Annotated in this window: 21 protein-coding genes; 13 read left to right on the top strand and 8 right to left on the bottom strand. The window is 71.6% G+C overall.

The features are described from left to right. The first annotated feature begins 30 nt into the window (after nucleotides 1-30). The 3 genes from ABZO31_RS02390 (at nucleotide 31) to ABZO31_RS02380 (ending at nucleotide 1,824) form a co-directional block, all read left to right on the top strand. The gene (locus tag ABZO31_RS02390; RefSeq protein WP_406859176.1) at nucleotides 31-642 is read left to right on the top strand and encodes a TetR/AcrR family transcriptional regulator; all 612 of its coding nucleotides are present in this window, start codon (nucleotides 31-33) and stop codon (nucleotides 640-642) included. Then, nucleotides 639-1,049: a DUF6069 family protein gene (locus tag ABZO31_RS02385; RefSeq protein ID WP_406859174.1), complete on the top strand. Its 411-nt coding sequence runs from the start codon at nucleotides 639-641 to the stop codon at nucleotides 1,047-1,049. Before ABZO31_RS02390 ends, ABZO31_RS02385 begins: the two co-directional genes overlap by 4 nt. Nucleotides 1,050-1,290: 241 nt before the next feature. After that, nucleotides 1,291-1,824, top strand: a complete 534-nt coding sequence (locus ABZO31_RS02380) for a hypothetical protein (RefSeq protein WP_406859172.1) — start codon at nucleotides 1,291-1,293, stop codon at nucleotides 1,822-1,824. 453 nt (nucleotides 1,825-2,277) lie between these two features. On the opposite strand, the gene ABZO31_RS02375 is transcribed toward ABZO31_RS02380, so the two are convergent. After that, on the bottom strand, nucleotides 2,278-2,691 hold the full coding sequence (locus tag ABZO31_RS02375; protein WP_406859170.1) for a hypothetical protein: 414 nt from the start codon (nucleotides 2,689-2,691) through the stop codon (nucleotides 2,278-2,280). Nucleotides 2,692-2,799: 108 nt separating this feature from the next. Here ABZO31_RS02375 and ABZO31_RS02370 point away from each other — a divergent pair, with 108 nt between their 5' ends. Continuing rightward, on the top strand, nucleotides 2,800-3,729 hold the full coding sequence (locus ABZO31_RS02370; protein WP_406859169.1) for a hypothetical protein: 930 nt from the start codon (nucleotides 2,800-2,802) through the stop codon (nucleotides 3,727-3,729). Nucleotides 3,730-3,811: 82 nt separating this feature from the next. Here ABZO31_RS02370 and ABZO31_RS02365 read toward each other — a convergent pair whose 3' ends face one another. After that, entirely contained in the window at nucleotides 3,812-4,096 is a 285-nt protein-coding gene (locus tag ABZO31_RS02365; RefSeq protein WP_406859168.1) for an SCO0607 family lipoprotein, read from the bottom strand. A 234-nt stretch (nucleotides 4,097-4,330) separates the two neighbouring features. Beyond that, nucleotides 4,331-5,584 (bottom strand): low temperature requirement protein A, encoded by a 1,254-nt coding sequence (locus ABZO31_RS02360; RefSeq protein ID WP_406859167.1) that lies wholly within the window; start codon nucleotides 5,582-5,584, stop codon nucleotides 4,331-4,333. Nucleotides 5,585-5,926: 342 nt separating this feature from the next. On the opposite strand from ABZO31_RS02360, the gene ABZO31_RS02355 reads away from it, so the two are divergent. From ABZO31_RS02355 to ABZO31_RS02345, 3 genes are all read left to right on the top strand, one after another. After that, the gene (locus ABZO31_RS02355) at nucleotides 5,927-7,279 is read left to right on the top strand and encodes a PQQ-binding-like beta-propeller repeat protein (RefSeq protein ID WP_406859166.1); all 1,353 of its coding nucleotides are present in this window, start codon (nucleotides 5,927-5,929) and stop codon (nucleotides 7,277-7,279) included. Nucleotides 7,280-7,616: 337 nt separating this feature from the next. After that, nucleotides 7,617-8,627, top strand: a complete 1,011-nt coding sequence (locus tag ABZO31_RS02350; protein ID WP_406859165.1) for an aldo/keto reductase — start codon at nucleotides 7,617-7,619, stop codon at nucleotides 8,625-8,627. 37 nt (nucleotides 8,628-8,664) lie between these two features. Beyond that, complete coding sequence (locus ABZO31_RS02345) at nucleotides 8,665-9,084, top strand: SRPBCC family protein (RefSeq protein ID WP_406859163.1); 420 nt, start codon at nucleotides 8,665-8,667, stop codon at nucleotides 9,082-9,084. Nucleotides 9,085-9,100: 16 nt separating this feature from the next. On the opposite strand, the gene ABZO31_RS02340 is transcribed toward ABZO31_RS02345, so the two are convergent. Next, nucleotides 9,101-10,318, bottom strand: coding sequence for a PucR family transcriptional regulator (locus tag ABZO31_RS02340; RefSeq protein WP_406859162.1), 1,218 nt, complete (start codon nucleotides 10,316-10,318; stop codon nucleotides 9,101-9,103). 125 nt (nucleotides 10,319-10,443) lie between these two features. On the opposite strand from ABZO31_RS02340, the gene ABZO31_RS02335 reads away from it, so the two are divergent. Continuing rightward, a complete protein-coding gene (locus tag ABZO31_RS02335; protein WP_406859161.1) occupies nucleotides 10,444-11,946 on the top strand; it encodes a flavin-containing monooxygenase in 1,503 nt (500 codons plus the stop codon). A gap of 376 nt (nucleotides 11,947-12,322) precedes the next feature. On the opposite strand, the gene ABZO31_RS02330 is transcribed toward ABZO31_RS02335, so the two are convergent. Next, nucleotides 12,323-13,678: a PQQ-binding-like beta-propeller repeat protein gene (locus ABZO31_RS02330; RefSeq protein WP_406859160.1), complete on the bottom strand. Its 1,356-nt coding sequence runs from the start codon at nucleotides 13,676-13,678 to the stop codon at nucleotides 12,323-12,325. A 14-nt stretch (nucleotides 13,679-13,692) separates the two neighbouring features. On the opposite strand from ABZO31_RS02330, the gene ABZO31_RS02325 reads away from it, so the two are divergent. From ABZO31_RS02325 to ABZO31_RS02305, 5 genes are all read left to right on the top strand, one after another. After that, nucleotides 13,693-14,256, top strand: coding sequence for a hypothetical protein (locus ABZO31_RS02325; protein ID WP_406859158.1), 564 nt, complete (start codon nucleotides 13,693-13,695; stop codon nucleotides 14,254-14,256). Between the two features lie 124 nt (nucleotides 14,257-14,380). Beyond that, a complete protein-coding gene (locus ABZO31_RS02320) occupies nucleotides 14,381-14,878 on the top strand; it encodes a hemerythrin domain-containing protein (RefSeq protein ID WP_406859157.1) in 498 nt (165 codons plus the stop codon). A gap of 82 nt (nucleotides 14,879-14,960) precedes the next feature. Next, on the top strand, nucleotides 14,961-15,851 hold the full coding sequence (locus tag ABZO31_RS02315) for an NAD(P)-dependent oxidoreductase (RefSeq protein WP_406859156.1): 891 nt from the start codon (nucleotides 14,961-14,963) through the stop codon (nucleotides 15,849-15,851). Between the two features lie 17 nt (nucleotides 15,852-15,868). Beyond that, nucleotides 15,869-16,000: a hypothetical protein gene (locus tag ABZO31_RS02310; RefSeq protein ID WP_406859155.1), complete on the top strand. Its 132-nt coding sequence runs from the start codon at nucleotides 15,869-15,871 to the stop codon at nucleotides 15,998-16,000. A gap of 184 nt (nucleotides 16,001-16,184) precedes the next feature. Continuing rightward, nucleotides 16,185-16,937, top strand: a complete 753-nt coding sequence (locus ABZO31_RS02305) for a dienelactone hydrolase family protein (RefSeq protein ID WP_406859153.1) — start codon at nucleotides 16,185-16,187, stop codon at nucleotides 16,935-16,937. A gap of 12 nt (nucleotides 16,938-16,949) precedes the next feature. Here ABZO31_RS02305 and meaB read toward each other — a convergent pair whose 3' ends face one another. The 3 genes from meaB to ABZO31_RS02290 are packed head-to-tail and all read right to left on the bottom strand — an operon-like array spanning nucleotide 16,950 to nucleotide 21,931. Continuing rightward, a complete protein-coding gene (meaB, locus tag ABZO31_RS02300) occupies nucleotides 16,950-17,936 on the bottom strand; it encodes a methylmalonyl Co-A mutase-associated GTPase MeaB (protein ID WP_406859152.1) in 987 nt (328 codons plus the stop codon). Nucleotides 17,937-17,939: 3 nt separating this feature from the next. Then, nucleotides 17,940-20,114: a methylmalonyl-CoA mutase gene (scpA, locus tag ABZO31_RS02295; protein WP_406859150.1), complete on the bottom strand. Its 2,175-nt coding sequence runs from the start codon at nucleotides 20,112-20,114 to the stop codon at nucleotides 17,940-17,942. After that, nucleotides 20,114-21,931, bottom strand: coding sequence for a methylmalonyl-CoA mutase family protein (locus tag ABZO31_RS02290; protein ID WP_406859149.1), 1,818 nt, complete (start codon nucleotides 21,929-21,931; stop codon nucleotides 20,114-20,116). Before ABZO31_RS02290 ends, scpA begins: the two co-directional genes overlap by 1 nt. Nucleotides 21,932-22,031: the final 100 nt, after the last annotated feature.

Below are 22,031 nucleotides of genomic sequence, written 5' to 3'. Positions count from 1 at the left end.
AGTGAGTGCTCACTCCGTAGTCTCGATGTCATGACAGCACCTGAGGAGAACCGGACCACCCGCCGCCGCGCCCCCGCCATGTCGCCGGAGCAGCGCCGGGAAATGATCATCCAGACCGCGATCCCGCTGATCGCCGAGTACGGCGCCGCGGTGACGACCTCGAAGATCGCCCGCGCCGCGGGCATCGGCGAGGGCACGATCTTCCGCGTCTTCGCCGACAAGGACGAGCTGCTGCAGGCGTGCATGGCCGAGGCGCTCTCTCCCGAGCACGCGGTCCGCGAGCTCGACGCGATCGACCTGTCCCAGCCGCTGCCCGACCGGCTCGCGGAGGCGGCCGAGGCGCTGCAGGCGCACATGTCCAGGATGGGCGCGATCGCCGGCTCGCTGGGGCATCGTGGCGGCAAGCACCCCGGCACGGTGCGCGGCGCGGGCCGCGACGAGTCGACGACCCGTATCCGCGAGGCCCTCGCGGAGCTGCTGGAGCCCGACAAGGCCGCCCTGCGCCGGCCGCCGGAGCAGATCGCCGCCCTCTTCTTCGGGCTGCTCTTCACCCAGCCGCGTACGGACGACGAGCCCGACCTGACCCCGCAGGAGCTCGTGGAGTTCTTCCTGCACGGAGCGATCGCGGAGGGCGCCAAGTGAGCGCGCGCAGAAGGCGCCTGGGGGTTGCGGTCCTGGCCGTCCTGGCCCCCGTCCTGGTGTGGCTGGTCACGGACCCGCTGCTGGGGCACCGGCTGCGGATCGCCGACGGTGGGCAGACGCTCGACATCGGCGCCGTGCCGGTGGCCTTCGTCGCCCTGCTCGCGTCGCTCTTCGGCTGGGGACTGCTGGCCGCCCTGGAGCGGTTCGGGGTGCGGCGCGCCCGCGCCCTGTGGACCGGGGTGGCCGGCGTCGTACTGGCCGTGTCCTTCCTGCCGTTCATCGGCGACGGCATGGACGGCGCCACCCGGGTCTCCCTCGCCCTGATGCACCTGGCGGTGGCGGCGGTGCTGATCCCGGGGCTGGGCGGCAGATCGCCCGAGGCGGAGGCCCGTACCGCCGACGGGTGACCGCCGGCACCAAGCAGGCCGCGACCGGCACCAGATGGAGGCAGCCCGGCCGGGGACGACCGTCAGGGTGCCCGGTACCCGATCGGCAGCCACCGTGCGCTCCGTTCCGCAGCCACCGTGCGCTCCGTTCCGCGGAGTACAGCACCCAGCCCTCGACGACCCCGACCCGAACGTCGCCGTCGTCACGCCGTGACGTCCGACGGCGCCGGCCTTGTCGGTGCCCGGTGTTAGCGTCGCGACCATGGCAAACCGTTCGTACCTCTACTCCGCAGACTCGATGCCGAATGAGACGGAGATCCCCAAGGGGATCCGATGCATTTCCGAGCACAACTGGGACATCCCGCTCGCGCACAAGCTCATGGTGGGGCGCGGAACGACGATCGTCCCGTCCATGATCTGGAACCCTCCGATCGGCATCGCCGCGGACTACGCCGACGGGGCAGCGCTGCTCCGTGACCTCCTGCGCGCGGTCGGCAAGGGCCTGGAGGACGACGCCGAGTTCGCCGAATGCGTCGCCAGGACCACAGCCCACCTCGAGAAGCAGCAGGCGAAGTACTTCGTCCTCGAGACCGGGGAGATCGTCTCGATGACGGGCGACGATCCGGCAGCGAGCGTGCGGCGTCTGGCGTCCGAGGACATTCCCGACGCCGTCGCCAAGGCCGAGGCGGCGATCGCCGGCCAGAACGACGACTGGCTCGCCTCGGTCCGGGCCGACTGGCAGAGCCACTTCGCGTCCTTCTACAGCGAGGCGCTCTACTTCTCCTTCCCCAACTGACGGGACCGCGGCGCGGCCCCGGGTGGGCTTGCCGCCGGGGCGGCCGCGGAGGGTCGTGGGGTCCGCCGCAGGACGGGAGGCGTGGTGGAACACAGCTCCCCGAAGTCGATCACCCCGCAGACGTGCCGTCCTCGGTGAGGACGCTCGCCGGATGCAGGAGCGAGGACCCCCGCGCCCGCATCCGACGGGCGTCCCGTCCGGCGCGGGCCGGTACAGGAGACCCGCTCTCCGAGGCGAACCGGCGGTCACGCCGAGGCGACTCGGCTCACCGATCCGGGTCACGGAGAGCGAGACCGCGCCGATCGATCCCGTCCGTCCCGCCGCCCTCGGCTGGACCAGCCGGTCCGGGCTGGTCACCCAGCACGCCGTCATGCAGAAACGCTCAGGTCGACGCCGACCGGGCGACGGTGGCCGCTTCCTGGTTCGCCGGGCATCCGGTGAGCAGCGGTCGGGTCACCGCAGAGGTTCGAGAATCCTGCGGGCTTCCCTGCTCACGTCGCCATCCGCATCCGACGTCAACGCTGAGCACAGTGCCGCGAGCCGTACTCCGTCCTCCTTGGACTGACAGCAGACATCGTGGATCGCATCATCGAGCTGATCGCCGGTGTCGTCATCCGCGTCGGCGAGCGCGACCAGCACCATGCGCAGACCAAGAACGTCCCAGCGTTCGAGCAGAGCCTCCGCCGTCTCGTGAGTGACGATAGTGTCGCGACCATCCAGCAGCAGCCGGTGCAGGACCTCCGCTACTTCGGGAATCTCCGCAAAGGGTGCCAGACTCCGGCCCGAGGCTGCCCTCACGGACCATGACGGCGAAGTTGAGCCCTGAAGGAAGGGGGTCAGCTCGTCATCGAAGGCGGCACGGCTCATGGTTCTCACTCTGGCACACCCTTTCGCCCCCCTTTCGCCCGCCCTTTCGGCCATCGCACAGTCGCGGTCGCCATCGGGTCCATCGCAGCCGCCGTCTACGCTCTCGGCATGCAGCGCAGCGATGTCACGAGGGATGACGGCACGTGGATGGGCCTGTCCCTGGACGTGCCGGACGGCCGCCGGCCGGGGCTGTGCGTCTTCAGTGCCGGGCAGCGACTGATGGTCTCCCAGCTGTCGCGGCCCGTGCTGCTCGCCGTGGTCGACGAGCGGCTCCAGGGCGTGGACTTCTGGCGCACCGACGAGTACCGCTCCTTCGTCCCGCCGTTGCGCGCCGATGTGGGGCGGGCCCTGGCGGGCAGTCCGGAGCGGTGGGCTCACCGTTTCGCGCAGTACCTCATCGACTCGTCGGGCAGCCCGATGCATGAGGGGCGGTGGCTGCTGTCGTGCGAGAGTCCGCTCCGGCGCTGGCGTCACGCCGACGATCCACACGCCGAGTACTGGAGCTCGATGCTCGTCGAAGGCCATCCGGACGGATACCTCGACTGGTTCATGCATTCTCATTCGTGGGAGGTCCTTCCGCTGCGGCCGATGCCCGCTGCCGAGGACAGCCGGGTCAAGGCGTACCGCAAGCAAGCCCGTGAAGGGACGCTCCCACCCGTCCTGTTGTGGTGGGTGAGCGGGCTGGACTGCCATCTGATCCTGGACGGTCACGCGCGGCTCGCCGCGGCGATCGCCGAATCCGTCGAGCCTCCGCTGCTGCAGTTGCACCGCACGGTGCCGCGCGATGACCTGGCCGCGCGCATCGATGAGGCCGTGGGCTTCTACGAGGACGAACTGGCACGCCTCGCCGAGCTGCGCGCCGTCCACGGCCCCACCGTTCCGGACGGCGCTGCCACCGCCGGCCCCCAGCTCGTCCGGCTCCTCCACGACCTCGACGCCGCGGAACAGCCGACCTGGGCCTGGCCCCTGCCCGGCGGGGAAGAGCGGTGGCTTCGCCTGGCAGGCGAGGTGACCGCCGGCCGGGACTGGCCCCCCTGAGTCCGTCCCCACGCCTCCGCCCGGTCCGGCCTCCTCCTCGGCCAGGAGGACGAGGCGGCGATCGGCTCCGGCGGGGTCGAGTTCAGCCCGCGGCCGGGGCGTCGATGATGGTGCCGTCCTTGTCGAGCGTGTGGGTGTTCCAGTACACGTCCCACTTGTCGCCGACCTGCTGCGGCACCTTGCCCTCCGGATACCGCGCGAATCCAGCCGGGGGCTCCTGCTCGTCCGAGACGCAGGCGGACCCGGTACCGCCCACGGACATGACGGGGTACTCGCCGCTGCTGCAGATGTCCTCCTGGTACTCGAGGCCGGCGCAACCGGTGAGGGCCACGACCGCGGCCGCGCTCGCGAGAGCGGCAGCCGCCATCCGTCCAGGGCGAGTCCGTCCAGGGCTCAGGGCAGTGGCGGGTCGGCTCATCGTGCGGAACACGTGCATGGCGCTCTCCAGTCGTTCGGTCTGCCGCCACTCTCGCGGCCGGAGGGCTGCTCTGCCTTGAGTACGCGTACTCAGAAGGACTTCACTTGGTACCGAGCCGGTCGACCCTGCGGCGGAGCGAGAGGGGCGCAAAGCGCGCAGGACCGCCTCAGGGAGATGACGGCGTCACCCGGCCGGCCTCTCGTTGATCAGGGAGCCTTCGCGCAGCCATCGGACGAACGCGAAGGCCCAGGTCACGGAGAGGAGCAGCAGCAAGGTGAGGGCCAGGAGCCAGGGGGCGGGGCGGGACCACCCGGCGAGGAGGGCGACGACGGCAGCGACGACCAGCACGGTTTGCACCGACTTGTACGCGGACGGGTGCCGGTCGTAGTCCGCCAGGGCGGGCAGGAGCACCACCAGGGTGAGCAGCATCGCGGCCACGGACCCGCCCATCAGCCAACTCAAGGAGGCCGGTGTCCGGTGGTCGGTGGCGTGCTCCACGAGCCCGACCATGCCGGCGCCGGCGGCCGCCACGGCCATGGTCAGCGGGAGGTGGGCGAAGATCCAGGTCGCCAGGGAGTGGCCGCTCTCGCGTGGCATCCGGCGGGACACCAGATCGGCGTAGTTCCACCAGAACCCGAAGCCGATCGCGAGCCCGAGCAGGCCCGTGGTCGTCACGAGCGTGCTGCGTTCGATGTCGGACAGGCCGTCCACGACGCCGATGACGACTTCGCCGAGCACGATGATCAGGAACAGTCCGAAGCGCTCGACCATGGGCTCGGTGACGACGTTGTAACTCGGTGTTCTGCGCCAGGAGATGAGCACGGCGCACTCCACGCCGCTCCACGCGACGACGAACACCGCCCAGAGGACGAGACGGGCGTCGGCCGACAGCGGTACCGATGCCGCGATCAGGACGATGCCCGCGACCATGACGATCAGATAGCGCCGGGGCGTAGCGCGCAGTTCCGGCGGGTCCAGCCGGTACACGGAGTACCACTGGTAGCTCAGCAGGGCGAGCAGCAGCGCGTACAGCGCCGCCAGGGTACGGCCGTCGTCGCCGTCGGCGTGGCCGACGTAGACCGCCATGAGGGCCAGCAGCAGCATCTGCACGAAGATCAGTGAGCGGGTGTGACCGTCCTCGCGGCCGTGCAGCTCGTAGAAGAGCGTGCCGTTCAGCCAGGCGATCCAGATGAGTCCGAAGACCACGGCGAACGTCGCCACGCCCCGCCAGGAGAAGTCCTCCGCGAGGGTGTGGGCCGCCTGGCCGACCAGGACGACGTAGACGAGGTCGTAGAAGAGCTCCAGGAAGCTGACGCTGCGCTCTGTGTCCACCTCGCCGTGCCGCCGCGGGGGGCGGAAGAGCCAGCGGCGGGTACCGGTGCCCAGGGGGACCGCCTCCGCGGTGGCGGGTCGGGGCTCGGGGGCGCTGTCGGACATACGAGGCTCCTGGGGGACGCGGCCGAACGTGTCGCGAAGTGATCGTGACGGCTCCGCCGGCGCGGCAGCCGCAGGCACACCGCTCCAGCCTCCGCGACCACGGATGCGAGCGCATTCGGGCGGCATCGGCGTGGTGGCCAGGTGAGGGCGGAGCCGCGGCTCGGCACCGACGGCCGGCACGTTCTCCACGCCTGGCGGAACGGCGTGGACCACCGGGAGGCCCTGCCCTACTGTGGCCGTCGTTCGAAGATCAACGAGATCGGGCGGGGGCCTCGGGATCCCGTCCGCAGGGGGTTGTGCGATGCACGGTATGGGGGGCGCGTGATGTCAGGTGGAGCGGTCGTGAAGACGGTGACGGCGATCGGGCTCGTTCTTGGGGTGGTCGGGTCCATCACCGCTGCGTTCCTGTCGCCCGAGGGTTATCTGCCGGGCGACGCCATGGTGCGGACCTGGGCCACCGCGAAGGACCGGCCCGGCGATGGCAAGGGCAACCGCAGTTGGGTCGTCGGGGACGTCGCCGTCCGCAGCCGGTTCGATGCGGTGACCGGCTTCGGCATCGGCGAGGGCCAGGACGGGAAGAGGCTCTGGGAGTTCGTACCGCCCGGCCGCGCCCAGATCTGCGGGAGTGCGCGACGTGCGGACGAGGGGGTCCTCCTCGTCGCGTACGGCACGGAGAGCAGTGCCGCCGGCGGCGGGAGCGGCAAGCCCGCCGCGCCGGGCAAGGGCAAGGGCTGCTCGACCGTCCTCGCCCTCGACGTGAAGGACGGGCGGGAGCTGTGGAGGGTCCCGCGGACCGTCTCGGACGGCCGGTTCCCCGGAGACGGGTTCCTGGTCGCGGGCGGCGACCTGGCCATGGTCGACCACGAGCGGACCGAGCAGGAGAGACGGGCCGGGGTCAGCAACGGTCTGCTGCGCGCCCACGACCTCCGCACGGGCAAGGCCCGCTGGACGGCGGCCGTTCCCGGCACGTGCGGGGTGCGGGAGGCGTCCGTGGGCAAGGAGCAGATTTACGCCGTCCTGGGCTGCGGCGGGCAGGACACGGACGACGCGGGCTCCGGGACCGGCGAGGACCCCGAGATGATGGCGGCGGCCTTCGACCGCGGCACCGGCGCCCTGAAGTGGAACGTTCCCATCGATGCCCGTCGCCCCGTGGCCCTGGAGGCCGGCGTGGGCATCGAGTCGACCGATCCCTTCGTGCTCAGGGTCGTGCGGTCCGAGAGCGGGAACTCGGGTGAGACGGTGGGCGCGTACGTCCCCTTCGGCAAGGACGGGCGTCCTGGTCCGGGCATCGAGTTCACCGGTGACTACGGTCAGATCGACGCGGCGGAGAAGGGGCAGGTGGCGGTCGTCGGCGAGCGGCTGTACGCGCTGCCGTGGATCTGGTCCAAGGGGCGGAACTCCCGGCTGGTCGCCTTCGATCTGAAGACGGGCGAAGAGGTGTGGAACAACGAGCTGGACGAGCCGGCGGCCGGGCTGGCCGTGCGGGGCGACCGGATCACCGTGCTGTGCGAGTGGTCGACCCAGGCCAGCGCCATCACCGACCTGGTCGTGTACGACGCCGGCGACGGCGAGGAACTCGACGAGCGCCATCTCCGTGACCCGGCGCCCAGCGGCTACTTCTTCGAGCACGGCGAGCAGATCATCGTCCCCGGCACGGGCGGCGACCGTGCCTTCACCGCATTCAAGCGCTGGTGAGCCGTTGACTCACTCCCTGCCCCACGGCAGGCCGCCGGCCGGTGCACGTCTCGCGAGCTGCGGGCGACCGGTCGGCGGGGAGCGGGCCGCGGTCGCGGATCCGCTGTTCGGCGGCTCGTTCCGCCCCTGATCCGCGAGCCGGCCCCGTATCCGCGAGCCGGCCCCGCGCGGGCGGCGGCGCTCGACGCGAGGAGGGAGCGGGCGCGGGAAGTGCGCTCTTGCATTAGTGCGCGTGTGCAAGTATTGTCTTCACGTGTAAGGCGCGCTTGCATTCGGAGGCGTCGCTCGTGCGGGGGCCGTTTCGGCCCTCCCCCCACATCTCGCAAAGGCACTTCTCATGTCGCTCAAGAACGTCCTTCCCGGCCGTCTCGGCTTCGGAACCGCCCCGCTCGGCAACATGTTCCGCGCGATCCCCGACGACGAGGCCCGGGCCACCGTCGAGGCCGCCTGGGACCACGGCATCCGCTTCTACGACACCGCCCCGTTCTACGGCGCCGGGCTCGCCGAGGAGCGGCTCGGCGAGGTTCTCGCCACCAAGCCCCGCGACTCCTTCGTGCTGTCGACCAAGGTCGGCCGGGTCGTGCTCGACGAGCACGAGACGGACGTGCCCGACTTCGGCGAGAAGGGTGGACTGTTCGAGCACGGCAACCCGAACAAGATCGTCCACGAGTGGACGGCCGACGCCACCGAGCGCTCCATCGAGGGCAGCCTCAAGCGGCTCGGCACCGACCGGCTCGACGTCGTCTGGGTGCACGACATCGCCCAGGACTTCCACGGCGACCTGTGGCTGCAGAAGTTCGAGGAGGCCCGCACCGGCGCCTTCCGCGTACTGTCCCGGCTCCGCGACGAGGGCGTCATCAAGGCCTGGGGCCTCGGTGTCAACAAGACCGAGCCCATCGAGCTGACCCTCGCCCTCGACGAGCCGCAGCCCGACGGGTTCCTGCTCGCCGGCCGCTACACCCTCCTCGACCACGAGCACGCCCTCACCCGGCTGCTCCCCATGGCCCAGGAGCAGGGCGTCGACATGGTCGTCGGCGGGCCGTACAGCTCCGGCATCCTCGCCGGCGGCACCCACTTCGAGTACCAGCAGGCCCCGGCCGAGATCATCGAGCGGGTGGGGAAGCTGAAGGCCCTCACCGAGCGCCACGGCGTCTCCATCAAGGCCGCGGCCCTGCAGTTCTCCCTCGCCCACCCGGCCGCCGCGGCCGTCATCCCCGGCGCCACCCGGCCCAGCCGGATCGCGGAGGACACCGCAGCCCTGGACGAGACCGTCCCGGCCGCGTTCTGGACCGACCTGCGCGCCGCCGGACTCGTCTCCCCGGCCGCCCCGCTCCCGAACAACGCCTGACCCCCCACCCCGCACAGACAGCAACAGGAGCACCACCATGGCTTCCACGTCCGTCTCCCGCGTCGTCCCCGCCTCCCCCCAGGAGGTCTGGAACCTCATCGGCGGCTTCGACGCCCTTCCGGACTGGCTCCCGTACATCCCCGAGAGCATCGCTCTCGAAGGCGGCCGCGTCCGCCGGCTGACCAACCCCGACGGCGACCTCATCGTCGAGCGCCTGGTCGGCTTCGACGAGGCCGAGCGCCACTACAGCTACGCCATCCTCGAAGCGCCGTTCCCCGTCGACGGCTACGTCTCCACCCTCCGGGTCCACACGGTCCCCGGCCGTGACGACGTCGCCGAGGTCCAGTGGTCCGGCCGCTTCCACCCCAAGGGCGCCACCGAGGCCGAGGTCGTCGACCTCTTCACCGGTATCTACGCCGACGGTCTCGACGCCCTGCACAAGACCCTCGCGGCCTGACAGGACAGCTGTGGCGTCAGGAGTGTCCGCGCCACTGGAGGACCTTCAGGGCCGCGCCGACCTCGATCGTGTGCTGGGCGAGCGGGCGCGGCAGGAGCCGGTCGGCCCGGGCCAGCCGTCGCAGCAGGGTGTTGCGGTGGGTGAACAGCCGCGCGGCGGCCCGGGTGGCGTTGCACTGTTCCTCGATGAAGACGCGCAGTGTCGCGGTGATCTCGGAAGGCGCCGTCTCCAGGTCGCCGAGGGTGCGTTTCACGAACCGGTCGGCGCCTTCGGGGTCGGCGGTGAGCAGCGCGACGAGTTCCACCTCGTGGTGGAAGGCCAGCCGTGACGGTGAGGTGAGACGGGTCAGCATCTGCTGGGTGGTCAGGGCGTCGAGGTGGCTGCTGCGGAAGCCGTCGACGCCCGGCGCGGTGGAGCCGAGCGCGACCCGTACGTCCGGCAGCCGGTCCAGTGCGGCGCGCGCCCGGTCGCCGTCGGGCCGCCCGTGGACCCACAGCCAGCGGGTGGCGGCACTGGCGATGACGCTCAGGGGGCGGGGCTGGTCGGCGGCCTCGGCGAGGGCGTCGGCGGCCCGGTCGAGCCGGCTCAGGTCGGCGTCGGGCGCATCGGTCCAGACGATCGCGGCGGTGTGCGTCGGCTGCAGCCGGTAACCCAGCCGGCTCTCGGCCCGCTCCCGGGTGATCGGCGCCCCCTCCAGGAGCAGGGTGACGGTCTCCCGGCGCTCCGCATGGGTGCCGCGGGTGAGTTCGTCCCGCTCGGCGCGCATCCGGGCCGAGATCGCGTTCACGGTGTCGTCCACGAAGGCGGCGATGGAGCGCAGGGACACGTCGAGGAGTTCGGCCAGCTCCTGCGGATCGCTGGTGAGCGAGCAGGCGATCTGCGTCCAGATCCGTACGGCGACACTCTCGCCGACCCGGTACGCGTCCAGGGCCGACTCGTCCAGGCCGCGCCGGACCATGTCCCGGGCGACGGCCAGCGGTGCCTCCGTGTCGTTGGCCGGGACCGGCTCGCCCGGCGCGCGGACGTTGGAGGCCGCCCAGAACAGCAGGTTGGAGCGGTTGGTGCGGCGCGTCCCCGCGGCCAGCGCCGGATCCGCGGCGATCTGTCGCCTGGCCTCGCCGGCCAGGGTCGCCGCGTCCAGCTCGGCGACCCATTCGGGGGAGGGGGTGAGCGCGATCTCGGCGCCCTGACGGATCAGCTCCCGGACCCGGGGCGAGGGTGGCTGCCACGACATGCGTCGATCGTACGGGTGCAGATCGCCACCCCTCGGCGCTCGGGTGGTGCGGATTGCACGTTGTCGCCGAGTCGTGGCGGCACCAGCATGGACGCACCATCCACCGCCACCGCCGGGAGCCGCCCGTGTCCTCGTCCCCTGCCAGGTCCGCCGTCGAGCACCTCGACGTCCTCGTCGTCGGAGCCGGGATCTCGGGCATCGGCGCCGCTCGGTACCTGAAGACCGAGCTGCCGTCGAAGAGCTTCGCGATCCTCGAGGCCCGCCAGGCCTCCGGCGGGACCTGGGACCTGTTCCGCTACCCGGGCATCCGGTCGGACTCGGACCTGCACACCTTCGGGTACGAGTTCAAGCCCTGGCGCGACGAGCAGTCCATCGCCGACGCGCCCCGGATCCTGGCCTACCTGCGGCAGGCGGCCGCCGAGAACGGCCTGGAGGCGCACACCAGGTACCACCACAAGGTGCTCGGCGCGTCCTGGTCGACCGACGAAGCACGGTGGACCGTCGAGGTCGAGCGCACCGACACCGGTGAGCGCACCACGCTGACCTGCGGCTGGCTGTTCTGCGCGGGCGGCTACTACCGCTACGACGAGGGCTTCACGCCCCGGTTCGAGGGCCTGGAGCGGTTCCGCGGCACGGTCGTGCACCCGCAGCACTGGCCGGAAGACCTGGACTACGCGGGCAAGCGCGTGGTCGTCATCGGCAGCGGGGCGACCGCGGTCACCGTGGTACCGGCGATGGCGGACACCGCCGCGCACGTGACCATGCTGCAGCGCACGCCGACCTACGTCATGCCGATCCCGCGCGCCGACGTGCTCGCCAACGCGCTGAGGACGTACCTCGGCGAGCGGCGCGGCTACGCACTGGCCCGGCGCAAGAACATCGTCCGGCAGCGCCTGGTCTGGAGCTTCTGCCAGCGGTTCCCGAAGGCCGCGCGGCGGATGATCCGCTGGGTGAACACCCGGCAGCTGCCCGCCGGTTACCCCGTCGACGTGCACTTCAACCCGCCGTACGACCCCTGGGACCAGCGGCTGTGCGCCGTCCCCGACGGCGACCTGTTCCGGGTGATCCGCGAGGGCCGGGCCTCGGTGGTCACCGACCGGATCGCGCGCTTCACCGAGCAGGGCATCCGCCTGGAGTCGGGCCAGGAACTGGCGGCGGACGTCGTCGTCACCGCCACCGGGCTGAACGTGCAGGCGTTCGGCGGCGTCCGCCTCACCGTCGACGGGCGGGAGGTGCGACTGTCGGACACCCTCGCCTACAAGGGCATGATGCTCTCCGGCGTGCCGAACCTCGCCTTCGCCATCGGTTACACCAACTCCTCCTGGACGCTGAAGATCGGCCTGCTCTGCGAGCACTTCTGCCGGCTGCTCGCCCACCTGGACGCCCACGGCTACGACATCTGCCGGCCCGAACCGTCGGACCCCGGGATGCCGACCCGTCCGTTCCTGGACTTCGGGGCCGGCTACGTCCAGCGCGCCGTCGACTCGCTGCCCCGCCAGGGGGACCGGATGCCGTGGCTGACCTCGATGGACTACCGGGACGACGTCAGGTTGCTGCGGTCCGGCAGCGTCGCCGACCCCGAACTGCGCTTCTCCCGGGCCGCGGTCCGGACGGGGGTGACGCCGTGACGGGCCGGGGTGACGGCGTGGCAGACGGCGCCACCTCCGTACCCGGCAGCACCCCGACGATGCCGGAAGACGGGACGTAGCCGAGGACCGGTCCGTCGACCTGCCGGCCGGCCCGCGGCAGGGGTGAGACCGTGGCCGCCCGGTCAGTCGGGGAAGACCTCGCCTCGCTCGGCCTTCTCCACGAGGAGCGCCGGCGGGGTGAAGCGCTCGCCGTACGCCGCTGCCGGCTCGCGCGCCCGCTCGACGAAGCCGGCCACGCCTCCGTCGTACCCGTGCACCGCGGGAGGCGCCAGGTCCGCACCGGCTCGATCACGGGTGGCCCACCCTTCGTCGGCGGCGCGTTGAGGGGGCGTTGAGGGGCTCCGCGTGACCTCGGTCAGCGGCGTTCGTAGGACGTGAAGGGCTTGTTCCGTGACCCGTACGACTCGTAGCGGGCGCCGATGATCCGGCCCTCGTGCACGAAGAACGTGTCCACCGGCTCCGCTCCCTCGGGGAAGGTGCGCACTTCGCGCTGCTCGCCCGTGGCGCCGTCGAGGACCCGCAGGCTGTACGTGGACGTCCGGTCGCCGAAGAAGGGCGTCTCGTGGCGCGAGGTGAGGACGGTGATCTTTCCGTCCTGGGGAACGATGCGATGGCCGGTGTCGCCGTCGAGGCGGTCGTCGTCCACGGTGCCGCCCCAGACCGGCTCTCCGGTGGCCAGGTCGAACGCGGTCAGGCGGTGCGGGTCGACACTGCTGTTCCGCACCCGGTGGAAGGGCAGGGCGTAGAGCCTGCTGTCGTCCACTGCCGCCGTGAGTCGTTCGGAGAGCTTGATCTCGCCGTACGGACCGCTGAAATCGATCGGAGGGTTCGGGCGGCCGTTCCTGCCGAAGGAGTGGTAGGCCCCGATGTCGGAGTCGCCCGAGGCCGAGGTGGCCACGACCACCGGGTCGGCCGACACGAACTCCGCACGGACGTCCCAGGGGATGCTGGTCCGTCCCCCGAGCGGGGCGGACCACAGGAGCGCGCCGGTCGCCGGGGCGAGGGTGGCCACGTGCAGCTCGGCGTCCCTCGGGATCTTGTCGCCCCAGGGGTTGTCGGTGCCGCCGCAGGCGAGGAGTGCCGCGAACTGGCGCTCGGCCACCGCGGTCCGGATCGGGACGCAGCTCTTCGGCAGGGCCGCCTTCCAGCGGGGCTTCCCGCTGCGTACGTCCACGGCGTGCAGCTCGTTCTTCGTGAGCAGCACCGCGACGCCGCTGCCCGCGGACACCGGAGAGGGCTGGAGGCGATGGAGGCCGGACTCGCCGGCGGTGAGAGGGACCTGCCAGATCTGACGGCCGCTCTTCATGTCGATCGCGACGGCGGTGGTGCAGAGCTCCTTCTTGGCCGCGTGGGGAGCACCGTCCCCGTCACGGGTGAGGACCAGGACCGAGTTGACGCTGTCGGCGGCCACGTGGCAGACCGCCGAGCGGCCGGGTGGCACATACTCCCAACTCCGCTTGCCGGTACGGGCGTCGTACCCGCGCACCGCGTCGAAGCGGCTGTGGACCAGCGTGTCGCGAGACAGCCAGGCCCCGTTGCCCTCCTGCTCGGCCTCGCGGTCCGCAGGGGTGTCCCAGACGGTGCCCAACTGCTCGGCCTCGGAGGAGCATCCGGCGGCGAGCGCGCCGAGCGCGACCAGGGCCGCCACCTTCACGGCCAGGCGGCGCCTGGTCCGTCTGCCGGACGGCTCGTCGTCCTGCCGCGCAGTCATGTCCGCATTCCCCCGTGCGTGTCGCTTTCGACGGTCCACAGGACTTCCCGCGTTCCTCGGCGATGATCATCATAGGGGTCAAGGTGCTCGTTCACGAGGTGAGGAGAGGCAGCGTGCAGGACAGGCCGCGGCGGGAGGAAGCGCTGGACCTCCTCCGTGCCGAGCTGGTCGTCGGACGACCGACGAAGGCGGCCGAGTTGACCACTCGGGCTGCGTGGACGGCCTTCATGCGGTTCGGTCGGCAGCGCTTTGCCACCGCGCCGACAGCCGACTCGGACGGCTTGCTCGTCCAGTACGGCACGTACGCCCTCACCGGGCGGCCGATGTTCACGCTGGACCTCACGCGCCAGTTCGACATCAGTGACGACGACGGTGAGCACCACCACTACGTACAGGTTCACTGCGAACTCCGCTACGAGTGCGCAATCGTCCTGGACGCGCTGGGAAGCTTCACCTCCTGGTTCTTCCACGACGCCGGTGCGGACCTCGACGAGTGGTTCGCCGCCATGGAGCGTCACCTCGAACCGCTGCTTGATCGCGGGCTCTCCGAGATCGACGTGTACGAGGAGCCGGTGTAGGGCGCCGTGACGCTGTCATTGACAGATCGTTCATGGCGTTGATACGAACTTGGGTCAGTGTCGCGTGTACCCGGCGAAGAGACCGTCGTGGGCATGGAGGCGCCGAAGCCAAGGAACAGTCTTGGTGACATCCCATGGACGCCTGACGGCGTTCGGCCATCAGTTGATCGAAGTACACCTCTGGCTCCGCGAGGAGCTCGCGGCGCTGCGGCAGGACGTCGACGCCTATCTGGCCGGCGGTACGCGCGTCCGCGAGTTGCGGACCCACTGCCTGACCTTCTGCTCGGCACTGGACCGGCATCACAACGGCGAGAACGACTTCGCGTTCGTCAAGGTAGCCGAGCAGTTCCCCGAACTGCGCCCCGTGCTGGAGGAGTTGCGGCGCGACCACCAGTTGGTGGACGACTCCCTGCAGCGGCTCGAGACCCTCGTCGGGGAGCTCGCCCCGGAGTCCGACCCCACCGCGTTCAGGCGCGAGCTGGACAGCCTTGCCGCGCTCATCGAGACGCACTTCACCTACGAGGAGAAGCGGATCGTCGCGGCCCTCAACGCGCTGGAGGTGCCGGGTTGGGAGCGTGACAGGCCCGCGTTCCTGCTCACCGGCGACGGGGAGCGCCGGTAGAGCGTTCGTTCTAGTGGTGTGGTACGTTGCCGGTGTCGCTCTGGGTAGAGCGTTCGTTTTAGTGAGATGGGGGAAGCTCCTTATGGGTATCGAAAAGTCGTCGGTCACCGTCGTCGGGCTCGGGCCCATGGGCCGGGCCATGGCCGCGGCCTTCCTGGACCGCGGATACGACGTCACCTTATGGAACCGCACCGCCTCCCGCGCGGATGAACTCGTGGCCCGCGGCGCGGTGTTCGCGCCGACCGTGGACGACGCCCTGGCCGCGAACGAGGTCGTCGTCCTCAGCCTCACCGACTACACCGCCATGTACGACGTGCTGGAGCCCGCCACGGCGCGGGCGCTGGCCGGCCGGATCCTGGTCAACCTCAGCTCGGACACCCCCGAGCGGGCCCGGGCCGCCGCCCGTTGGGCGGCCGAACGCGGTGCCGTGCATCTCACGGGGGGCGTCACCGTGTCGCCCGCCGGGATCGGGCAGCCCGACTCGTCCACCTTCTACAGCGGCCCGCGCGAGGTGTTCGAGGAGCACCGGTCCCTGCTCGAAGTCGTGACCGGGCACGTCGCGTACCAGGGCGAGGATCCGGGGCTCGCCGCACTCCTCTACCAGCTGGGCATGGTCATGTTCTGGACGTCCATGGTGAGTTACTGGCAGGCGATCGCCCTCGCCCGCGCGAACGGTCTGACCGCGGCCGACATCCTGCCGCACGCCGTCGACACCGCGAACTCGCTGACCGGGTTCTTCGCCTTCTACGCCGAGCGCATCGACGCCGGCAACCATCTCGGCGATGTCGACCGGCTGGCCATGGGAGCGGCCAGCGTCGAGCACGTCCTGCACACCTTCGCGGACTCGGGCGTCGACACCGCCCTGCCGGCCGCCGTCGCCGACCTCTTCCGGCGCGGCATGGACGCCGGTCACGCGACGGACAGCTTCTCCAGCCTGGTGGAGCTCATGCGGACGCCGACTGCGTCGTCCTGAGGGGTGCTGAATGGAGCGTGGCAGACCTCGACGTGGCCGAACTGCCCCACGCGCGGCACTTCATCCAGGAACACGCACCGGACGCGATCGCGGCGGCGATCGCCCGGCGCTTCCTGCGAGCGCCGCGCCCAGCAGGCACCGTGGGCTAGGCTGCGGGCATGACTACCGGGACGGCCTTGCGCCAGGCACGGATGGGTGACCCGGTGCCCCACTGAGCGCCGTACGGGCCGCTGAGGGCCCGCAGTTCGAACGAGCACCCGCCGCTGCCGCGAGGGCTCCGCCTCCGTCGTGTTGACGAACAAGCTCGACACATCGACCACGACAGGAGAATCGATGCCCACCCATACGCTGTGGATTCCCACCGAGGACGGCCTGGCCGACGCCTTCGTCGCCTTCCCCGACGGCGGCGAGTGCCATCCGGGAGTGCTGCTGTACTCGGACGCGTTCGGCCTGCGGCCCGCGCTCAAGGAGATGGCCCGTGAACTGGCCGGGCACGGGTACTACGTGCTCGTCCCCAACCTCTACCACCGGCACGGCCCCGCACCGGTGGTCGACCTTCCCGCGCACATCGGAGAAGCCGTCCGGCCCGCGGTCGTCGCCCGGCTGATGCCCCTGCTCGAAGCGGCCCTGACCCCCGAGCGCACGGCGCGCGACGCCGACGCCTACCTCACGTTCCTCACCGCCCGGCCCGAGGTCGCCGCCGGACCGGTCGCCGTGACCGGGTACTGCATCGGCACCCTCCTGGCGCTGCGCACGGCGGCGGCCCAGCCCGACCGGGTGGCCGCCGTGGCCGGGTTCCACCCGGGGCGCGTGGTCACCGACGGGCCCGACAGCCCGCATCGCCTGGTGCCGCAGCTCACCGCCGAGGTCCATCTCGGCCTCGCCGAGGGCGACATGTCGCCCGAGGTGATCGGTGAGCTGCACCGGGCCCTGGACGCCGCGGGCGCCCGCGACACCTGCGAGATCTACCCCGGCACCGTCCACGGCTTCACGATGTCCGACACCGACGCCTTCAGCGCGGACGGGCTGAAGCGGCACTGGGACCGCCTGCTCACCCTTCTGGACCGTACGGTGGCCGGCGGCTGAGCCGGCGGGTCCTCAGACGCCCTCCTCGCCGAAGGCGGCGAGGATGCGTTCCGCGGCCAGGGTCGCCGTCAACTCGCCCTGCCTGAGCTGCTGTTCGACCTGCGGGGTGAGCGCGCGGACCGCGGGGTTCGCGTGCAGGCGGGTGAGCAGTTCGTCGCGGACCATCGTCCAGGCCCAGTCGACCTGCTGGTCCCGGCGGCGGGCGTCCAGGCGGCCGGTCGCGCTGAGGAGGGAGCGGTGCTTCTCCAGCCGCGACCATACCTCGTCGAGGCCGGTCGACTCGCGGGCGCTGCAGCTGAGGACGGGAGGCGTCCAGACCGCCTCCCGGCCGTGCATCAGCCGCAGCGCGCCCGCGAGTTCGCGGGCGGCGGCACGGGCGTCGGCCTCGTGCGGGCCGTCCGCCTTGTTGACCGCGACGACGTCCGCGAGCTCCAGGACACCCTTCTTGATGCCCTGCAGCTGATCGCCGGTGCGGGCCAGGCTCAGCAGCAGGAAGGAGTCGACCATGTTCGCGACCGCCGTCTCCGACTGGCCGACGCCGACCGTCTCGACGAGGATCACGTCGTAGCCGGCGGCCTCCATCACCACCATCGACTCGCGGGTCGCCTTCGCGACCCCGCCGAGCGTGCCCGCGCTGGGGGACGGGCGGACGAACGCCGCCGGGTCCACCGCCAGCCGCTCCATCCGGGTCTTGTCACCCAGGATCGACCCGCCGGTCCGGGTGGACGACGGGTCGACGGCGAGCACCGCCACCCGGTGCCCCAGCCCGGTCAGCATCGTGCCGAAGGCGTCGATGAACGTCGACTTGCCCACCCCGGGAACACCGCTGATCCCGATCCGCCGCGCCCGGCCGCTGTGCGGCAGCAGCCGGGTCAGCAGCTCCTGGGCCAGCGCCCGGTGCGCGGGGCGGGTCGACTCCACGAGGGTGATGGCGCGCGCCACGAGGGCGCGCTTCCCGTCCCGGACACCCTTCTCGTACGTGTCGATGTCGATCGCCATGGGCTACAGCTCGTGCCCCAGGTCGGCCGAGAGCCGGCGGACCAGGTCCGCGGCCGCGTCCGGGATGACCGTGCCCGGCGGGAAGACCGCGGCGGCGCCCATCTCCAGGAGCGTGGGCACGTCCTGCGGCGGGATGACCCCGCCGACCACGATCATGATGTCCTCCCGGCCCTCCGCCGCCAGCTCGTCCCGCAGCGCGGGGACGAGCGTGAGGTGACCGGCCGCCAGCGACGAGACGCCCACGATGTGCACGTCCGCCTCGACGGCCTGCCGGGCCACCTCGGCCGGCGTCTGGAACAGCGGGCCGACGTCGACGTCGAAGCCCAGGTCGGCGAAGGCGGTGGCGATCACCTTCTGGCCGCGGTCATGGCCGTCCTGGCCCATCTTGGCGACCAGGATGCGGGGGCGCCGGCCCTCGGCCTCCTCGAAGGAGTCCACGAGCGCGCGGGTGGAGTCCACGGACGGGGACTCGCCCGCTTCGTTGCGGTACACGCCGGAGATCGTACGGATCTGGCCGGCGTGCCGGCCGTACACCTTCTCCAGGGCGTCCGAGATCTCGCCGACGGTGGCCTTCGCGCGGGCCGCGCGCACGGCCAGCTCCAGCAGGTTGCCCTCACCACCGGCCGCTCGCGTGAGGTCCTCCAGCGCGTCCTGGCAGGCCCGCTCGTCGCGCTCGGCACGCAGCCGCCGCAGCTTCTCGATCTGCTGCGCCCGCACCGAGGAGTTGTCGACCTTCAGGACCTCGATCTGCTCGTCGCCGTCCACCCGGTACTTGTTCACGCCGATCACCGGCTGCCGGCCCGAGTCGATCCGCGCCTGCGTGCGGGCCGCGGCCTCCTCCACCCGGAGCTTCGGGATGCCCGCGTCGATGGCCTGCGCCATGCCGCCGGCCGCCTCGACCTCCTCGATGTGCTGCCAGGCCCGGCGCGCCAGGTCGTACGTCAGCCGCTCCACGTACGCGCTGCCGCCCCACGGGTCGATGACCCGGGTGGTGCCGGACTCCTGCTGGATCAGCAGCTGTGTGTTGCGGGCGATCCGCGCCGAGAAGTCGGTCGGCAGCGCCAGCGCCTCGTCGAGGGCGTTGGTGTGCAGCGACTGGGTGTGGCCCTGGGTGGCCGCCATCGCCTCCACACAGGTGCGGGTGACATTGTTGAAGACGTCCTGGGCCGTCAGCGACCAGCCCGACGTCTGTGAATGGGTGCGCAACGAAAGGGACTTGGCGTTCTTCGGGTCGAACTGCCTCACCAGCTTGGCCCACAGCAGCCGGGCCGCGCGCAGCTTCGCGATCTCCATGAAGAAGTTCATGCCGATCGCCCAGAAGAACGACAGCCGCGGCGCGAACGCGTCCACGTCCAGCCCCGCCTCGCGGCCCGCCCGGAGGTACTCGACGCCGTCCGCCAGCGTGTACGCCAGCTCCAGGTCGGCCGTCGCGCCCGCCTCCTGGATGTGGTACCCGGAGATCGAGATGGAGTTGTACCGCGGCATGTGCTGCGAGGTGTAGGCGAAGATGTCGGAGATGATCCGCATCGACGGCTTCGGCGGATAGATGTAGGTGTTGCGGACCATGAACTCCTTGAGGATGTCGTTCTGGATGGTCCCCGCCAGCTTGTCGGCGGACACGCCCTGCTCCTCGGCCGCCACGATGTACAGCGCGAGGACGGGCAGCACCGCCCCGTTCATGGTCATCGACACCGACATCTTGTCCAGCGGGATGCCGTCGAACAGCTGGCGCATGTCGTAGATCGAGTCGATGGCCACACCCGCCATGCCGACGTCGCCGGTGACCCGCGGGTGGTCGCTGTCGTACCCGCGGTGGGTCGGCAGGTCGAAGGCGACCGACAGACCCTTCTGGCCGGCCGCGAGGTTGCGCCGGTAGAACGCGTTGGACTCCTCGGCCGTCGAGAAGCCCGCGTACTGGCGGATCGTCCACGGCTGGTTCACGTACATCGTCGGGTACGGGCCGCGCAGATACGGCGCGACGCCCGGGTACGTGCCCAGGAAGTCGAGGCCCTCCAGGTCACGGCCGGTGTACAGCGGCTTGACCCCGATGCCCTCGGGCGTCTCCCAGAGCAGGTCGTCGCCGTCGGCGGCCCGCTTGACGGCGGCGTGCCATTCCTCGGCACTGCCCGCCGGGGACGGGGAACCGAGGCCGATCCCGGTGAAGTCGGGGATTCCCATCAGGACGCTCCCATGCGGTCGAGAGTGGCGGAGAGCACGGCGACCGCGTCGCACCCCGCGAAGACGTACGAGTCGACACCCGGGTACGAACCGGGCCGGCCGGCCAGGAACACGTGCCGCGCCCCGGCCGCGCGCAGGGCCGCGACCTCGGACTCGGCCTGCTCCTCGTACAGGGCGTCGCTGGAGCACAGGCAGACCTCGGTGGCTCCGCTGTCCTCGAAGGACCCCTCGGTGACCGGCTCGACGCCGCCTGCCTGGAACAGGTTCGCGGCGAAGGTGAGGCGCGCCGTGTGCGCGGCGGCGGGCCCGAGCGCCGCGAGATAGACCCGCGGCCGGGACCCGGTCGCGGCCAGGTGGGCGTCGGAGCGGGCGCGCAGCGCCTCGTACGCCTCGTCGCGCCGTACCCGGGGCAGGCCGCCGGTCGGCTCGGCGGGCGCGGGCTCGCGGACCACCGGCTTCTCCGCCAGGTGCGGGAACTCGCTGACACCGGTGACCGGTTCGCGGCGCTTGGCCAGCTTGCCGCTGCGCGCCTCCCAGGTCTCGGCCAGGTCCTGGCCCAGGCGACCCGAGCGCAGGGCGGCCGCCTGACCGCCGAGGCCCTCGATCCGCTGGAAGAACTCCCAAGCGGCTCCGGCGAGTTCGTCGGTCAGCGTCTCCACGTACCAGGAGCCGCCGGCCGGGTCGATCACCCGGGACAGGTGCGACTCCTCGATGAGGATCGACGAGGTGTTGCGGGCGATCCGGCGCGAGAAGGAGTCCGGCAGGCCCAGGGCGTGGTCGAAGGGGTGGACGGTGACCGAGTCGGCACCGCCCACGCCGGCGGCGAGCGTGGCGACCGTCGTGCGGAGCATGTTCACCCACGGGTCGCGGGCGGTCATCATCACCGGCGACGTCACCGCGTGCTGGAGCTGCGCCCCCGCCGCCGGCGCGCCGCACGCCTCGGCCACCCGGGCCCACAGACGCCGCGCGGCACGGAGCTTGGCGACGGTCAGGAACTGGTCGGCGGTGGCCGCGTAACGGAACTCCAGCTGCCCCAGGGCCCGTTCGACACTCAGACCGGCGTCGGTGAGCGCCCGGAGGTACGCCACACCGGTGGCGAGCGAGCAGCCCAGTTCCTGCGCGGCCGAGCCGCCGGCCTCGTGGTACGGCAGGGCGTCCACGGTCAGCGCCCGCAGCCCCGGGTACGTCTCCGCGCAGCGGCGCGCGAGACCGACGGCGACCGGATACCCGTCGCCGTCGTAGGCGGAACCCGTGCGGGCCTCCGTCCCGAGCGGGTCGGCGCCGAGGTTGCCGCGCGCCGCCCCGGCGGCCACACCCCTGCGGGCGTACAGCGCGAGGAGCTCCTCCGCGGCGGCGGCGGTCTCGTGACCGGCGTCCAGGACGACCGGGGCCAGGTCGAGGTAGACGTCCCGGAGCACCCGGTCCAGCGCGTCCACCGGGACGCCCCAGTCGCCGACGGCCACCCACAGCGAGGTGACGCCGTTCTCCAGGTCCGTCAGGACCGCCTCGGGGTCGGCCACCGTGTGCCGCTGGCGCACGTCCCAGCCGCCCGCGGTGTTGCCCTCGGCACGACCGGAGCGGACGAACGGGGCGAAGCCGGGGAAGCCGGCGTCGGGCACGCCGTCGGCGGCCGCGTAGAGGGGACGCGCCCGCAGGCCGTCCTCCAGCGCCGTCGACAGCGCGTCCTCGGCCTCGGTCTCGGGAACGTCCTTGCCCGACCGGCTCAGCACACCCGCCACGAGGCGTTGCCACTGCGCATGGGTCGCTGCGGGGAACTCGGCGGCCAGAGAGAGGCCGTCGTCAGGCAGCACAGTCATGCCCGGATGCTAGGCCAGGTGCACAAAGGAGCAGCAGGGTGACCAGCTGTGACCTTGGCCTCTCCAAAGTGGGCTTGATCAGGCAGCTCTCCTCGTGCTT

It is taken from the genome of Streptomyces solicamelliae, from assembly GCF_045348655.1.
GTDB lineage: Bacteria > Actinomycetota > Actinomycetes > Streptomycetales > Streptomycetaceae > Streptomyces > Streptomyces solicamelliae.
The sequence above is the reverse complement of the archived record's forward strand: the minus strand, read 5'-3'. Positions and strand labels throughout refer to the sequence as shown.